A 14990-nucleotide genomic window follows, 5' to 3' on the forward strand; every position below is an offset into this window, starting at 1 on the left:
CGAAGGGCGCTCGCGCGCCCCTCGCCCGTGACCGTACGGGGACTCGTCGTTGAGCCCTCGGGAAGGTCATCTAACACGACACCCGCTCACTCGGCCGGGTGAACTTGTGACACTTGCCGCGAATGCGGAAGAACTGATGTAGAACTTCCGCATTCGCGGGTCACATCTTCGCGGCGGCCGCCTTGATCGCCTCGCGGATGCGGAAGTACGAACCGCAGCGGCACACGTTCTCGATCGCGTCGATGTCGGCGTCGGTGGGGTTCTTGGTCTTCTTCAGCAGCGCGACGGCGGCCATGATCTGGCCCGGCTGGCAGTAACCGCACTGCGCGACGTCCTGCTCCAGCCACGCCTCCTGCACCGGGTGCAGCTTGTCGCCGTCCGCCAGGCCCTCGATCGTGGTGACCTCGCGGCCCTCACACTCGGAGACCGGCGTGACGCACGGGTTCATGGCCTCGCCGTCGAGGTGGCTGGTGCAGGCCTTGCAGACGTTGATGCCGCAGCCGTACTTGAGGCCGCGCACCTTCAGCTTGTCGCGCAGCGCCCACAGCAGCGGCAGGTCGGCCGGCGCGTCCACGGTGACGGTCTTCCCGTTCACCACAAAGCTGTAGTTGGGCATGGGAACTCCTTGCGGTGGTGGGGAAGATCAGCGGGGGAACGGATCGAAGTCGACGGGGAAGTTGATCGGGAAGCTGCGCGGCTTGATGCCGGTCGCGCGGGCGTAGGCGTTGGCGATGGCGCCCACCGGCGCGGGCAGCCCGAGCTCGCCGGCGCCGCCGATCTCGCTGCCGTTGGCCGGCATCACGAACACGTTCACGTCCATCGGCGCGTTCTTCTGCCGCGCGTAGTGGAACTGCGAGTAGCTGCCTTCGAGCGGGAGTCCGTTGTCGATGTGCAGGCCCGCGGTGAGCGTGGTCGAGATGGCGTCGGTGAGGCCGCCGAGCATCTGCGACTGAATGCCGCGGGGGTTCACCGGCTTGCCGACGTCCACGGCGATCGTCGCCTTGGTCACGCGCGGGTTCTTCGGGTCGCGCGCGTCCATCTCCACCAGGCAGGCGGTGTAGGACTTGTACTCGCCGTGGACCGCGATGCCCTGGGCGAAGCCCTTCGGCATCTTCTTGCCCCACTCGCCGAGCTCGGCGACCTTGTCCAGCACCGCCTTCTGGCGCGGCTCCTTGATGAACTCGCGGCGGAACTCCAGCGGGTCCTTGCCGAGCTTGGCCGCGATCTCGTCGGCCATGATCTCCTCGGCCCCGCGGGTGTTCGCTGAGTACACCGAACGCCACGCGGAGGTGTGGAACTTCAGCGGCACCTCGTTGAGCAGCTGCGTCGTGACGCCGTAGTTGTAGGGCGACTTCACCGTCAGCAGGAACACCGTCTGCGCGAAGCTCAGGTTGCCGCCCACGGGCAGCTTCGCGGCGAACGCGGTGAGGATCTCGCCGAGGCCGTGGCCCCAGTCGGTCTCGACACTGGCCACGCGGTGCTCGAAGGTGAGCACCTGGCCGAGCGCGAACGTCGCGCGGATCTTGTGGTGGCTCGCGGCGCGGGCGCGGCCGTGGCGCATGTCGTCGATCCGGCTCCACATGAGCCGGACGGGCTTCTTCATGGCCTTGGAGATGTGCGCGGCTTCCAGCGCGGCGTCGAAGAACAGCCGGCGGCCGAACGAGCCGCCGCCCTGCTGGACGTGCACGGTGACCTTGTTCTCCGGCAGCCCCAGCTCCTGCGCGATGGTCTGCTTCGCGACGATCGGCGACTTCAGGCCGGCCCAGATGGTGGCGCTGTCCTCGCGGACGTCGGCGACCGCGGAGTTCGACTCCATCGGCGCGTGGCTGACGAACGCGAAGTCGAACTCGCCGTCCACGTACTGCGTCAGCAGCGGCGGCACCACGAACGGCAGCGCCGCGGCCTTCAGCTTCTTCGTGATGGACGCGTTGTTCTCGCCGTCGACGGTGCCCGCGTTCCAGGTGACGTCGAGGGCGTTCTTGCCGTCGAGCGCCTGGCCGAAGGTCTCGGCCATCACCGCGACGCCGGTCTGCACGACGGCGATGTCGATGATGCCGGGCATCGCGCGCACGGCGGCCTCGTTGTTGACCTTCTTGACCGTGCCGTTGATCGTCGGCGGGCGCCGCACCATCACCGGCATCGCGCCGGGGATGTCGAGGTCGAGCGTGTAGACCTGCTTGCCCGTGACCATGGCGAGCGCGTCTTTGCGCGACGTCGGGGTGCCGACCAGCGTGTGGGCCGACTCGGCCTTCGGCTTCACGGCCGCGGTGGGCAGGTCCGCGCGGGCTGCCGGGCCGGCGAGCACACCGTAGGAGGCCTTGCGCCCGTCCGGCGAGCGCACGAGACCGTCGCGGGTCGACAGGCGCGCCGCCGGGACGTTCCACTGCGAGCTCGCGGCGGCCACCATCCGGGCCCGGGCCGTCGCGGCGGCGGTGCGGATCGGGTCGTACAGCGAGCGCATGGTGTTGGAGCCGCCGGTGAGCTGGTTGAACAGCAGTTCCGGGCGCGCGTCGGCCAGCACCACGTCGACCTTGTCGAGCGGCAGGTCCATCTCTTCGGCGACGAGCATCGCGCTGGCCGTGTTGATGCCCTGGCCCACCTCGGCGCGCGGCAGCTGCAGGCGCACGCGGCCGTCGTTGGTCACCTCGAGCACGAGCATGCCGGCCGTGGGCGCGTTCGAGAGTGTGAGCACGTCGCCGAGGTCGAGGATCTCGGCGGGCTGCGGCAGCGTGGGCACCACGGCTTCGGCCTTGTCCGGCACGAGGGTGTCGAACGACAGCTTCGTCGCGACGGTCAGCGTCGGCGCGGCGACGAGGTAGGTGAGGAAGCGGCGGCGGCCGACGCGCCCGTCGTCGTCCGGCGCTGCGTTGTCCGGCTCGGTACCGCCCTGTGGTCCGGGGCTGGTGGTGGGACTGGCCATCGGGAATCCCTTCGAGGCACTCGCGCCGGTGCGGACGGCGCGGCCGGGCGAGCGCCGCTGCGACGGTGCAGCCCGGGTGGTGGGGTGTGACGCGGTGGTGGAACGGGAGGTCTGGCGCGCCACGCTAAGGACGTGACAGAAACGACGCAACGCGCAGTAGTCGTGTCGACTGATGTCTGTGACGAGGTAACAGCCGACCGCCTTCGAATGTGCGTCGTGACACATTCACCACTGGTCGGATCGGGTGTTCACGGGGGTGCCGACGGGTGAGCGCGGGCTGCGCCGGATGGCCGTTCGGACACTCGTCACGCCTTGGCTCCGCGCGCCCTGCGCCGCGATGGCGCCGACAGCCCGTATCGTCGCCTGGACGCTCTGCCGCTGGTCACCGAACGGGTGAAAAGAAGGTTTCCTGCCGAAGCCGGTTACCTTGGCAGTGATGACATCGGCACGAGTAGGAAGCGGGCGGCACGTGGTGGGCGCGGGGACTCCGCCGGTCGGCACGCCGGCCGGGATGCGCAGGATCAACCAGCGGGCGGTGCTCGACCTGCTGCGCCGCGGCGGGCCGGCGACGCGGCCGCAGGTCGCGAAGGACACCGGGCTGTCCAAGCCGACGGTGAGCCAGGCGCTGCTGGCGCTGGAGGCCGCGGGCCTCGCGCGGGCGACCGGGCACACGTCCACCGGCACCGGCCGTTCCGCCGTGCTCTACGAAGCCGACCCCACCGCGGGGTACGTGCTGGGCGTGGACATCGGGCGCGAGCACATTCGCGTCGCCGTGTCGGACCTGGGCCGCACGGTGGTCGCGAGGCGCGACGCCCGCAACACGGCCCGCTCCGGCAGCGCGCTCGTCGCCTCCGTCGGCCGGCTGGCGCGCGAGATCGTGGCCGAGGCCGGGCTGACCGACGCCGACATCGTGGTGCGCGTGCTGGGCTCCCCCGGCGTCGCGGACCCGGCGAAGCGCTGCTTCCGGCACGCGCCGAACCTGCCGGGCTGGGGCAAACCCGGCCTGCTCGACGAGCTGGAGGCCGCGCTGGGCGCCGGCCTGGTCGTGGAGAACGACGCCAACCTCACCGCCGTCGGCGAGTGGGAAAGCGGCGCCGCCCGCGGCGCGTCCGTGGTGGGCTGCCTCATGATCGGCACCGGCGTCGGCATGGGCCTCATGGTCGACGGCCGCGTCTTCCGCGGCGCGACGGGCGCCGCCGGCGAGATCGGCTACCTCCCCTACGGCCGCACCCAGTCCGGCGGCGAAGTCCCGGCCCGCGGCCACCTCGAAGAGGCCACCGCCGCCCAGTCCGTGGTCCGCGGCGCACGCGAACTCGGCCTGGGCACGGCGAAATCGGCCCGCGAGGTCTTCCGCCTGGCCCGCGAGGGCGACGAACTGGCCCAGCGCGCGGTGCGGACGGAAGCCGACCGGCTCGCCTACACGGTCGCCTCCGTGGCCGCCGTGGTGGACCCCGAACTCATCGTCCTGGGCGGCGGCATCGGCACCGCCGCCGACCTCCTGCTGGACCCCATCGACCGCGCCCTGCGCTCCTTCACGCCCCTCGTCCCCACCGTCGTCCAAGGCGAACTGGGCGACGACGGTGTACTGACGGGGGCGATGAGTGTGGGGTTGCGGGCCGCCGAGGGGTTGGTGTTCGAACGTCGGGTCGGGGCGGCCTGAACCTCACTGCGACCCGGCCGCGAGCCGGGACGCCTCGGCCAGTTCGGCCAAGTGGTGCAGCGAGTTGACAAGGTGGTCAGGGGAGAACGGCGGGAACCGGATACCGCGATCGCGGATGAACTGCGGTACCGCCGCCCAGTCGTAGGTGAGCGTGACTTCGGTGCCGGACGGACCGAGCGGCGTGAGGTCGTAACGCCAGGTCCAGCCCCCGAACTCCAGCTCGCCGTCTTCTTTCTCCTGCCCGGTGAACCAGCCGACGACGCGCGGCGGCTCGAGCACGTGAACCTTGTTGACCACCCGGTAGCCGGTGGCGTAGTACATGTCCATCCGGAACAGCTGCCCCACCTCGGTGAGCAGCGCCCGGTCGACGGGTTCCCGGACCCAGCCGGTGCCGTCGATCGCGGCGTGGGTCGCCGGGTCCGCCAGGACCGCGAAAACCGTGCCGGCGGGTACTGCGATGGTCAGGGTGGCACTCACGTTCTTCTCGGCCATGACGGGCACGCTCCTCATCAGTTCGTCTCGGGCTTCCTCCCGTGTGAAGCCCTGCGCACCCACTCGACGAACGCACCGGCGCCGGTTCGACACCGCGGCTGAACATTCCCGCGCGGCCCAGAGCTCGGCCGCGGTGGTCGGCGGGCGGCCGGGGTGGAATCATCGGGCGTTGTGAGCATCGAGCCCGACCGGCGTCTGATCGACCCGGAGCGCGTGGCCGCCGCTGTCGCCGGGTTGGGGGACAGGGCGGTCATCGAAGAGTGGGCCGGGCGGTTCGCCGTGGTGGCCGATCCGTCGCGGCTGGCGTTGCTCGTGTCGATCCACTACGCGCGCGAGATCAGCGTCACCGACCTCGCGGCGGCCACGGGCATGACGGACACCGCCGTTTCGCAGGCGCTGCGGCTGCTGCGAGCCCACGGATTCGTGACCGCGCACCGCGACGGGCGTGTGGTGCGGTACCGGCTGGCGGACGCGACCGTGCACGAGCTGATCCACCGCGTGCGCCCCCACGACACGGGTGCCGCGGAAGCGAGTCCGGACCGGTAGGTTTGCGCTCATGATCGGACTGCCGGACACCATCACCGCCTGTCTGTTCGACCTCGACGGCGTGCTGACCGGAACGGCCGTGCTCCACCGTGAAGCGTGGAAACGGACGTTCGACGAGTTTCTTCGCGGCCGGGACGGCGACACGTTCCGGGAGTTCACCGACCACGACTACGCGGCCTTCGTCGACGGCCGCCCGCGCGCCGACGGCGTGCGCGAGTTCCTGCGCTCCCGCGACATCCGGCTGCCCGAAGGCTCCCCCGACGACGGTGTGAACGAGCCGACCGTGAACGGCGTCGGCAACCGCAAGAACGAGCTGGTCCTGAAGATCATCGAAGAACGCGGCGTGAACCCCTACCCCGGGTCCGTGCGCTACCTCGAAGAGGCGAAGGCGGCCGGCCTGCGCATCGCCGTGGTGACGTCGTCGGCCAACGGCGCGAAGGTGCTCGAAGCCGCGGACCTCACGAAGTTCGTCGAGGCCCGGATCGACGGACTGGTCATCCGGCGCGACAACCTCAAGGGCAAGCCCGCCCCCGACTCCTTCCTCGCCGGCGCGAAGGCGCTCGGTGTCGAGCCTGCGCACGCGGCCGTGTTCGAGGACGCGCTCTCGGGCGTGCAGGCCGGGAGCGCCGGCCACTTCGGATACGTGGTGGGCGTGAACCGCGCCGACCAGGCCGCCGAACTGAAAGCCCACGGCGCCGACGTCGTGGTCGACGACCTCGCCGAACTCCTGGAGAAGGCATGACCGAAACGCCGTTCGGCTACGAGTGCTCGCCGTGGGAGCTGCGCTGGCGCGGCCTCGACGTCGACGCGCTGCAGCGCACGGAATCGGCGTTCGCGCTGTCCAACGGCCACATCGGCTTGCGCGGCACGCTCGAGGAAGCCGAGCCGCGCGGACTGCCCGGCACGTACCTCAACGGCTTCTACGAGCAGCACGAACTGCCCTACGCCGAAGGCGGCTACGGCTACCCCGAGGAGGGGCAGACCGTAGTCAACGTGACCGACGGCAAGATCCTCCGGCTGCTGGTGGAGGACGAGCCGCTCGACATGCGCTACGGCACGGCGCTGGAGCACGACCGCGTGCTCGACTTCCGCAGCGGCACCCTGACCCGCTCCACCGAGTGGTCCTCCCCCACCGGCCGCCGCGTGCGCGTGAAGACCGAGCGGCTCGTGTCGTTCACGCAGCGCGCGATCGCGGCGATCCGTTACGAGGTGGAGCCGCTCGACGAGGACCTGCAGCTCGTGGTCCAGTCCGACCTGCTGGCCAACGAGCCGATCGAGTCCGACGCCCGCGACCCACGCGTCGCCGCCGCTCTCGACACGCCGCTGGTGTCGCAGTTCAACCGCGCGGCGAACTACCAGGCCGTGCTCGTGCACCAGACGCGCAACTCCGGCCTGCGCATGGCCGCCGCGATGGACCACAAGATCGAGGTCGACGACGGCATCCACACTCGCATCCACAGCGAGGACGACCTCGCGCGGCTCACGGTCGCCGTCGACGTCCCGAAGGGCGGGCGCCTGCGGATCACGAAGTTCCTCGCCTACGGCTGGTCCGCGCAGCGGTCCGTGCCCGCGCTGCGCGCGCAGGTCGAGGCCGCGCTCGCCGGCGCGCGGCAGACGGGGTGGAAGGGGCTGATCAGCGAGCAGCGCCAGTACCTCGACGACTTCTGGGCGACCTCGGACATCGAGATCGACGGCGACCCCGAGCTTCAGCAAGCCGTGCGGTTCGCGCTGTTCCACCTGCTGCAGGCCGGGGCCCGTGGCGAGCAGCGCGCGATCGCCGGCAAAGGCCTGACCGGTCCCGGATACGACGGACACGCGTTCTGGGACACCGAGACCTTCGTGCTGCCCGTGCTCACCTACACGATCCCGGGCGCGGCTAGGGATGCGCTCAGCTGGCGGCACTCCACAATGGACAAGGCCAAAGAACGCGCGAAGCAGCTCGGCCTGAGCGGCGCGGCGTTCCCGTGGCGGTCCATCACCGGCGCCGAGTGCTCGGCGTACTGGCCCGCGGGCACCGCGGCGTTCCACGTGAGTGCCGACATCGCCGACGCCGTGCAGCGCTACCTCAACGCGACCGGCGACGAGGAGTTCGAAAGCGGCTGTGGCGCCGAACTCCTGGTGGAAACCGCGCGGCTGTGGGCTTCGCTCGGGCACTTCGACCGCCACGGGCACTTCCGCATCGACGGCGTGACCGGCCCGGACGAGTACTCGGCGGTGGCGGACAACAACGTCTACACCAACCTGATGGCGCGACGGAACCTCCTCGCCGCGGCGCAGGTGTGCGAGAAGTACCCCGACGTCGTGCAGCAGTTCGAAGTGGACATCGCGGAGATCGACAGCTGGCGCTCCGCGGCCGAGGCGATGTTCCTGCCCTACAACCAGGAACTCGGCGTGCACCCGCAGTCGGAGGGCTTCCTGGAGCACGACGAGTGGGACTACAAGGGGACCGACCCGGCGTTCTACCCGCTGCTGCTGAACTACCCGTACTTCGACCTGTACCGCAAGCAGGTCGTGAAGCAGGCCGATCTCGTACTGGCGCTGCACGTGTGCGGCGACTCGTTCAGCCCCGAGGAGAAGGCCCGCGACTTCGCCTACTACGAGGCCCGCACGGTGCGCGACTCGTCGCTCTCGGCCGGCACGCAGGCCGTGATCGCGGCCGAGGTGGGCCACCTGGACCTCGCGTACGACTACCTGGCCGAGGCCGCGCTGACCGACCTGCACGACGTGCACAACAACGTGCGCAACGGCCTGCACATGGCCTCGCTCGCCGGCGCCTGGCAGGGCACCGTCGCGGGCTTCGGCGGCCTGCGCGACCACGGCGGGCAGCTCTCGTTCGCCCCGCGCCTGCCCCGCCAACTCGGCGGCATCACCTTCCGCCTGGCCTTCCGCGGCACGCGCTTCCAGGTCGCCATCCGCCCCGGCGAGGCCAGCTACCACGTCCTCGAGGGCGAGCCCCTGGAACTCGTCCACCACGGCGAGCGCTTCACGGTCACCACGGACCCCGTGACGCTCCCCATCGCGGACGTCGACCCTGGCGACCCGCCGCTCCAGCCCTACGGCCGCGCACCCCAACGCCGGGACGGGTCGAAGCTGCGCCAGTTCGTGTCCCCGGAGGCCTGAGTTTCCCCGGCCCCGCGGGCGCTCAGGCTCCGCGGGGCTCTACCACCACCACACCTGCGCCTGCAGCCACCCCGAATCCGCCGGCCGCACCACAAACCGACGTTCAGGCGTCCTCAGCGTCTTCGGTGCCCGGTGGCGGCTCCACTTCCTCCGTATGGCTCGGCGTCAGATCCGGCCCCGGAGCCGTGGGCACCTCGGAGCGCACACGGCTGGGGTCGGGCAGCGTCAGGTCGTCTTCGCCGTCCTCGGAGCGGTCGCGCGGGAAGAGCTCACGTGTCATGGGTCCGGGATACCTCGTTTCGGCCTGGTCGCACCAGGGGTGTCACGCGGCTGGACGCGAACCCGTGCTGTCCGGCGTTGTGGCGAGCGCGTCGAGCAGGGTGAGCAGGAGGCCGTCGCGGGTGGACCACGGGCAGATGGCCATGCGGCCGCCCGCGATGGTGAGCAGGGCTTCGGCCACGACGGCGCCGCCGAGGGCCTGCTGGGCGCGCTGGCGCGAAATGCCGGGCAGTTCGGCGCGTTTCGCCGACGGCATGGCGGCCAGGCGCGGGATCCAGACGCGCAGGTCGTCGAGGTGCAGCTCGCGGTCCTTGCCGGGGCGGTCGCCCGCGAGGCGGGCCAGCTGGCGCAGCACCTTCGAGCAGCCAACCACGCGGTGGTCGGCGAGGTGCTCCGTCGCGTCGCCCAGGGCGCCGGACACCTCCTCCAGCACGTGCTCACGCAGCGCGCGGACCCGCTTGGACCGCACCGGCGGCTCGGCGGGAAACCAGTCGCGCGTGACCGAGCGGGCACCCAGCGGCAGCGAACGGGCGAACTCGGCCTGCGAACCGCCGCCGGCCGACAGCTCCACCGTGCCGCCGCCGATGTCGAGCACCAGCAGCGGGCCCGCGGACGCGCCGTACCAGCGCCGCGCGCCTACGTAGGTCAGCTCGGCCTCGCGCCGGCCGGAGAGGAACTGTAGCTCCACGCCGGTGTCGCGGCGGACGCGGCGCACCACCTCGGTGGCGTTGGCCGCGTCGCGGATCGAAGACGTCGCCAGCGGGAACACGTCGCGTACGCCGTGTTCCTTCGCCACGGCCACCCCGTCGGCCACCGCCGCGGAGATGGCGGCGATCCCGCGCGGGCTCAGCCGGCAGTCGTCGTCGAGCTCACGGTCGAGGCGCAGCCGAGTCTGGTGGCTCAAGGCCGGCTCCAGCGGCGTACCCCCGGGCTCGAGGACGACAAGGCGGGCGCTGAACGAACCCACGTCCAGCACTCCTGCAGCCGGCCCCGCTACTCTGCGCACAGTCAGGCCTACCTCGCTTTCGCCTTCGCCGTCGTGTTCCCCCGGAAGACCGTTCTTACACCCGAAGTGACCCACCAGCGGCAGATTTACGGTTTTCCACCACAGCCGCGGGCCCGAGGTGCGACTTCTTCACACCTTCCGATTACGACATGATAAACCGAACGCCTGAGCGAACCAGATTCGTCCCGCTCACCGGCGCGTCGGCGCAGGTCAGCCGATGATCTCCCGCAGCTTCGCCACCGCGTCGACCCGGGCCTCGCGACCGGGCTGCAGTGGACTGACCACGAGCGTGGTCACCCCCGCTTCCTTGAAAGCCGCCACCCGTTCCTTGACGTACGACGCGGGGCCCACAAGCGAGATCGCGCGCAGCAATTCCAGTGGCACGGCGGCCGCGGCTGCGTCCTTCTTGCCGTCCAGGTAGAGGTCCTGGATCTCCTTCGCCTCGGCCTCGAAGCCGTAGCGCTGGGCGAGGGTGTTGTAGAAGTTCTTGCCGCGCGCGCCCATCCCGCCGATGTAGAGCGCCAGGTGCGGCCGGATCTGGTCGAGCAGGTGCTCCACGTCGTCGCCGATCGCGAGCGCCGGGCCCGCGAACACGTCCAGCTCGCCCAGCGCCGGGTCGCGCTTGGCCTTGCCCTCGGCCAGCGCCTCGCCCCACACGTCGTTCGCCTTCTCCGGGTGGAAGAAGATCGGCTCCCAGCCCTCGGCGAGCTCCGCGGTCAACGCGACGTTCTTCGGCCCCAGCGCCGCGAGCAGGATCGGGATCCGCTCGCGCACCGGGTGGTTGATCAGCTTCAGCGGCTTGCCCAGCCCCGTGCCCTGCTCCGGTGGCAGCGGGATCGGGTAGTGCTTGCCCTCGTGCATGACTCGCTCGCGCCGCCACACCTGCCGGCAGATCTCCACGATCTCGCGCGTGCGGGCCAGCGGCGCGTCGTACTTCACGCCGTGGAACCCCTCGATCACCTGCGGGCCCGACGCGCCCAGCCCGAGCGTGAACCGGCCGCCGGACACGAAGTCCAGGCCCGCCGCCGTCATCGCGGTGAGGCTCGGCGTGCGCGTGTAGATCTGGAAGATCCCCGACGCCAGCTGCACGCGCTCGGTCTTCGCCGCGAGGTACCCCAGCTGGCTCACCGCGTCGAAGCTGTAGGCCTCCGGGACGAAGGCGATGTCGAGCCCGACCTTCTCCAGCTCGACGATGTCCGCCACGCTGTCGGCGAACCCGCCGGAGTAGTTGATGCCCGTCCCGATCCTCATCGTGCTCCCTCGTTCCCACGGCCCGGCGCACCAGCCTGGCTAAGCGTGCGCTTAGCCTAGCGGGGCACGACCCCGCGCGGCCACCTCCCCGAAGCCGGTCCGGCGCAGGAGATAGCGGTCTCCGCGACGTCGAGCCTGGACTCTGCGCCCTCCGGCCCGAATCGCCAGGCGGTGGTCGGAGGTCACGCACGCGACCGATGCGCAACGGCGGACCGCCTGCTCGCGGAAGGCACGCGAGGCACGGCTCTCAGCCGAGGTCGGCGAACTGGTTCGCCGTGATCACCGCGCCGAGCGCTTCGGCGCCAGTGCCGAGTGCGCCCGGGAGGACCTCCGGCGTCCGGTTGGTGACTGGCGAAACGTTGCGCGCCAGCGTCTCCCTGATGCCGGTGAGCAGCGGCTCGCCGGTCTGCGCGAGGGTGCCGCCGACGACGACCAGTTTCGGGTTGAGCACGGTGCAGACGGGGGCCAGCGCGGTGCCGACGGCCCGGCCCGCGTCGCCGAGCAGGCGCCGGACGCCGGGATCTCCCTGGTGCGCCAGGGAGATCAGATCGGCGAAGCTGCAGGTGGGGCCGTGGCTGTGGGCGAGCGTGGTGGCCAGCGCGCGAGCCCCGACGACGGTCTCCAGGCAGCCCCGGCTGCCGCATCGGCAGATGAGCCCGTCCGGTACCACCGTGACGTGCCCGAGCTCACCCGCGGCACCGGCGTCACCCTCGTAGAGCCGGCCTTGCAGGACAAGGCCGGCGCCGACCCCCTCGGACAGCATCACGTAGACGAAGTTGTCCGCGGACGCCGCCGCGCCGAGGCGCCATTCGGCGAGCGCGCCGAGATCGGCGTCGTTGCCGACATGCACGGGCAGGCCCATGCGCTTCCCGAGCCGGGCCGCGATGTCGACCTCCCCCCAATCGCTCAGCATCGGCGGTGAGCTGAGGGTCTGCGAATGCAGCAGCACCGGAGCCGAGACCGCCACCCCGACTCCCAGCAGCCCCCGGTGCGGGATTTCGAGGTCCGCGACAAGGTCGAGCGCCGTGGAGGCCACGTACTCGAGGGTGTCGGCCGGCTGGTGTTCGACGTCGATGTCGTGGGCGTGTTCGGCGCGCACGGTGCCGTCCACGCCGGCGAGCAGGATCCGGACCCCCGCGTGGGCCAGGTGAATGCCGATCAGCGCGCCCAGTGCCGGGTTGACGGCGAGCGCCGCGGCCGGGCGCCCGCCGGCCACGCCCGCGGCGGGGACTCGCTGGGCCAGCTCGACCAGGACACCGTCCGTGATCAGGTCGGCGACGAGGCCGGAGACGGTGGCCGCCGAGAGGCCGGTCATGCGCGCGATCTCGAGACGGGTCGTCGGACGCCCGAATCGTGCCGCGGCGAGCACTGCGCGCCGATTGCGCATTTGTCGCGATTCCACTCCGGTCACGTTAGCAAGGTTAGCCACATAATTGAAATAACCTCCCCCATTTCTGGCGAGGGTTGGCCATTGACTCGCTCTATCTCGGCCTCTTAAGTTGACGACGGCCCCGCGGCCACCGTGCCCGCCCTGACACGAGGAGGTGTCGTGTGCGCAAGACGACGAAACTCAGCACGCTGATTCTCGCGACCGCTGCTTTGTTGTCCTCCGTATCCGCGACCGCATTCGCCGCACCATTCCCCGCCCACAATCCGCCCGGAAATCTGCACGCCGGGCCGTATCCCGACGCGTTCGCCCGCGCCGGCTACTCGAAGAGACAGGTCGACGCCAAGGTGAACACCACTTGGCAACAGCTCTTCCACGGCAGCCCGGGCACCGACGCGAACCGCTACGACGGCCAGACGCTGTACTACCAGCTCGCGCCGGACTTGGCCTATGTCGAGGACATCGGCAACCAGGACGTGCGCACCGAAGGCATGGGTTACGCCATGATGATCGCGGTGCAGCTGGGCCACAAGCAGGAGTTCGACGCGCTGTGGAACTTCGCGAAGACGAAGATGCAGATCCAGAGCGGGCCCGAGCAGTACTACTTCGCCTGGCACACCGACACCACCGGGAAGATCATCGACACCGGCGTGGCGCCCGACGGTGACCAGTGGATGGCCGCGGCGCTCGACTTCGCGTCCGGCCGGTGGGGCGACGGGCGTGGGACTTACGACTACGGGCAGCAGGCGGAGCAGATCCTGCACGCGATGTGGCACGAGTCCGATCACGGCGGCGTCGACATGTTCGACCGCCAGTCCTCCCTGCCGACGTTCTCGCCGCCGTTCGCGGTCGACTACACCGATCCCTCCTACAGCCTCACCGGGTTCTACAAGGTGTTCGCCGCGGCTGACCCGTCGGATCGCGAGCTGTGGGACAAGGCCTACACCGCGGGCGAAAATCTGCTGCAGAAGGCGGCGAACCCGGTGACGGGCCTGGCGCCGGACTACGCCCACTTCGACGGCACGCCGTACCTGCGGCCGAGCGAGACGGTCACCGACAATGCCTACGACCACAACTTCCAGGAAGACGCGTGGCGCGCCATCGCCAACGCCAACGTCGACGCTTCCTGGTACGGCGTCAAGCCGTGGGAGGCGCAGTACTCCAACACGCTGGAGCACTTCTTCCAAGGCCAGGGTGTCAGCACTTATGTCAGCCGCTACCACCTCGACGGCACCCCATTGACCTCCGGCCAGAACACCTACGAACCCGCGCACGCCGAGGGGCTCGTGGCGATGAACTCGACCTCCGCGATCTCGGCCACCAATCCGGACAAGAACGCCTTTGTCCGGGATTTCTGGAACACGCCGATCCCGACCGGGCGGGCCCGTTATTACGACGGAATGCTCTACCTGCTCGGCCTGCTCTACGACAGCGGCCAGTTCAGGATCTGGGCACCGCACGGTAACCACAACTGAGCGACAGACCGGGCGAGAAGTAGAAATCAGGGCGGGAGAGCCGGAATCCTCTCCCGCCCTGATTCCTTTTCACCGGATCAGGGTCGTACGAGCAGTTCTCTCCCCTGAGAGTGCGCTTGGCCCAGCGGGGCACGACCCGCCCGGCCACCGCCCGCACGGATCACCGCTCCGCGGGCCGGCAGCCGACGATCCGCAGAGCGAAAGTGCCGTAGAGTGCGGCCACTTCGGCCGCGGTGTAGTGGCCGTCCGGGTGAAACCAGGCCTTCGCGTTGTTGCCCATCTCCAGGATCGCGAACGAGGCGACCCGCGGTTCGGACACGTCGAACAGACCTTGCGCGCAGCCGCGGTCGACGATGGCGAGGATCTGCGCACCGTAGGCGTCACGTTTGTCGATGATGGCCTGGCGCAACGGTGTTTCCAGGTTGCGGATCTCGCTGTTGCAGACCGTGACCTCCGCGGGGTTCTCGAGGAAGTCCAGCACCGTGACCTCCGTGGCGCGACGCAGCTGGTCCGCCAGGTCGGTCACGCCGTCGAGGGCGGCGGCGAGCGCGGCCAGGGCGCGGTCCATCGCCACGTCCATGATCCGGTAGAGGAGATCCTGCTTGGACGTGACGTGGTTGTAGAGGTTCGGCGCCGAGACCGCCAAGACCTGCGCGATGTCCTTCATCGAGGTGCCGCGGTAGCCCCGGCTCGCGAAAAGATCGCGAGCGGCTTCGAGCACGGCCTGCGGCGAGACGGCCGTTGACTTGGTCACAGCTCCAGACTATCGTCCCTTTCCACCCATTAATGAACGTTAATTAACTGTCGATCGGCCGACTCCGGCCGATCGATCTCGCGAACGGCCGACTCCAGCC

The 14990-nt window shown here is 70.2% G+C and carries 13 protein-coding genes; 5 read left to right on the plus strand and 8 right to left on the minus strand.

Features of this window, described 5'->3' with window-relative positions; all coding sequences use genetic code 11:
* Window positions 1-160 precede the first annotated feature (160 nt).
* Both K1T34_RS52435 and K1T34_RS52440 read right to left on the minus strand, forming a co-directional pair.
* On the minus strand, window positions 161-616 hold the full coding sequence (locus K1T34_RS52435) for a (2Fe-2S)-binding protein (protein WP_220242191.1): 456 nt from the start codon (window positions 614-616) through the stop codon (window positions 161-163).
* 27 nt (window positions 617-643) lie between these two features.
* Window positions 644-2920, minus strand: coding sequence for a xanthine dehydrogenase family protein molybdopterin-binding subunit (locus K1T34_RS52440; protein ID WP_220242192.1), 2277 nt, complete (start codon window positions 2918-2920; stop codon window positions 644-646).
* A gap of 511 nt (window positions 2921-3431) precedes the next feature.
* Here K1T34_RS52440 and K1T34_RS52445 point away from each other — a divergent pair.
* Complete coding sequence (locus K1T34_RS52445) at window positions 3432-4580, plus strand: ROK family protein (protein WP_220247870.1); 1149 nt, start codon at window positions 3432-3434, stop codon at window positions 4578-4580.
* A 3-nt stretch (window positions 4581-4583) separates the two neighbouring features.
* Here K1T34_RS52445 and K1T34_RS52450 read toward each other — a convergent pair whose 3' ends face one another.
* The gene (locus tag K1T34_RS52450; RefSeq protein WP_220242193.1) at window positions 4584-5072 is read right to left on the minus strand and encodes an SRPBCC family protein; all 489 of its coding nucleotides are present in this window, start codon (window positions 5070-5072) and stop codon (window positions 4584-4586) included.
* A 177-nt stretch (window positions 5073-5249) separates the two neighbouring features.
* Between K1T34_RS52450 and K1T34_RS52455 the strand changes: the two genes are divergently transcribed.
* Genes K1T34_RS52455 through K1T34_RS52465 form a run of 3 tightly spaced genes read left to right on the plus strand, consistent with a single transcriptional unit; the run spans window position 5250 to window position 8738 of the window.
* Window positions 5250-5618, plus strand: a complete 369-nt coding sequence (locus K1T34_RS52455; protein WP_220247871.1) for a helix-turn-helix transcriptional regulator — start codon at window positions 5250-5252, stop codon at window positions 5616-5618.
* 10 nt (window positions 5619-5628) lie between these two features.
* Window positions 5629-6360 carry an HAD family phosphatase gene (locus tag K1T34_RS52460; RefSeq protein WP_220242194.1) on the plus strand — a complete coding sequence of 244 codons (732 nt, stop codon included), beginning with the start codon at window positions 5629-5631 and terminating at the stop codon, window positions 6358-6360.
* A complete protein-coding gene (locus K1T34_RS52465) occupies window positions 6357-8738 on the plus strand; it encodes a glycoside hydrolase family 65 protein (protein ID WP_220242195.1) in 2382 nt (793 codons plus the stop codon). Before K1T34_RS52460 ends, K1T34_RS52465 begins: the two co-directional genes overlap by 4 nt.
* A 103-nt stretch (window positions 8739-8841) precedes the next feature.
* Here K1T34_RS52465 and K1T34_RS52470 read toward each other — a convergent pair whose 3' ends face one another.
* From K1T34_RS52470 to K1T34_RS52485, 4 genes are all read right to left on the minus strand, one after another.
* Window positions 8842-9018, minus strand: coding sequence for a hypothetical protein (locus tag K1T34_RS52470; protein ID WP_220242196.1), 177 nt, complete (start codon window positions 9016-9018; stop codon window positions 8842-8844).
* Window positions 9019-9060: 42 nt separating this feature from the next.
* The gene (locus K1T34_RS52475; RefSeq protein ID WP_220242197.1) at window positions 9061-10023 is read right to left on the minus strand and encodes a Ppx/GppA phosphatase family protein; all 963 of its coding nucleotides are present in this window, start codon (window positions 10021-10023) and stop codon (window positions 9061-9063) included.
* Between the two features lie 210 nt (window positions 10024-10233).
* Window positions 10234-11274 carry an LLM class F420-dependent oxidoreductase gene (locus K1T34_RS52480; protein ID WP_220242198.1) on the minus strand — a complete coding sequence of 347 codons (1041 nt, stop codon included), beginning with the start codon at window positions 11272-11274 and terminating at the stop codon, window positions 10234-10236.
* A 247-nt stretch (window positions 11275-11521) separates the two neighbouring features.
* Window positions 11522-12685 carry an ROK family protein gene (locus tag K1T34_RS52485; protein ID WP_220242199.1) on the minus strand — a complete coding sequence of 388 codons (1164 nt, stop codon included), beginning with the start codon at window positions 12683-12685 and terminating at the stop codon, window positions 11522-11524.
* 140 nt (window positions 12686-12825) lie between these two features.
* On the opposite strand from K1T34_RS52485, the gene K1T34_RS52490 reads away from it, so the two are divergent.
* The gene (locus tag K1T34_RS52490; RefSeq protein WP_220242200.1) at window positions 12826-14136 is read left to right on the plus strand and encodes a glycosyl hydrolase family 8; all 1311 of its coding nucleotides are present in this window, start codon (window positions 12826-12828) and stop codon (window positions 14134-14136) included.
* Between the two features lie 160 nt (window positions 14137-14296).
* Here K1T34_RS52490 and K1T34_RS52495 read toward each other — a convergent pair whose 3' ends face one another.
* The gene (locus tag K1T34_RS52495) at window positions 14297-14890 is read right to left on the minus strand and encodes a TetR/AcrR family transcriptional regulator (RefSeq protein WP_220242201.1); all 594 of its coding nucleotides are present in this window, start codon (window positions 14888-14890) and stop codon (window positions 14297-14299) included.
* Window positions 14891-14990 lie beyond the last annotated feature (100 nt).

This window comes from Amycolatopsis sp. DSM 110486 (genome assembly GCF_019468465.1).
Taxonomy (GTDB): Bacteria; Actinomycetota; Actinomycetes; order Mycobacteriales; family Pseudonocardiaceae; genus Amycolatopsis.

What these genes read in the sequence shown, in the direction of transcription:
- K1T34_RS52435 (WP_220242191.1), bottom strand. Translation starts at nt 616, where the DNA reads ATGCCCAACTACAGCTTTGTGGTGAACGGGAAGACCGTCACCGTGGAC.
- K1T34_RS52440 (WP_220242192.1), bottom strand. Translation starts at nt 2,920, where the DNA reads ATGGCCAGTCCCACCACCAGCCCCGGACCACAGGGCGGTACCGAGCCG.
- K1T34_RS52445 (WP_220247870.1), top strand. Translation starts at nt 3,432, where the DNA reads ATGCGCAGGATCAACCAGCGGGCGGTGCTCGACCTGCTGCGCCGCGGC.
- K1T34_RS52450 (WP_220242193.1), bottom strand. Translation starts at nt 5,072, where the DNA reads ATGGCCGAGAAGAACGTGAGTGCCACCCTGACCATCGCAGTACCCGCC.
- K1T34_RS52460 (WP_220242194.1), top strand. Translation starts at nt 5,629, where the DNA reads ATGATCGGACTGCCGGACACCATCACCGCCTGTCTGTTCGACCTCGAC.
- K1T34_RS52465 (WP_220242195.1), top strand. Translation starts at nt 6,357, where the DNA reads ATGACCGAAACGCCGTTCGGCTACGAGTGCTCGCCGTGGGAGCTGCGC.
- K1T34_RS52470 (WP_220242196.1), bottom strand. Translation starts at nt 9,018, where the DNA reads ATGACACGTGAGCTCTTCCCGCGCGACCGCTCCGAGGACGGCGAAGAC.
- K1T34_RS52480 (WP_220242198.1), bottom strand. Translation starts at nt 11,274, where the DNA reads ATGAGGATCGGGACGGGCATCAACTACTCCGGCGGGTTCGCCGACAGC.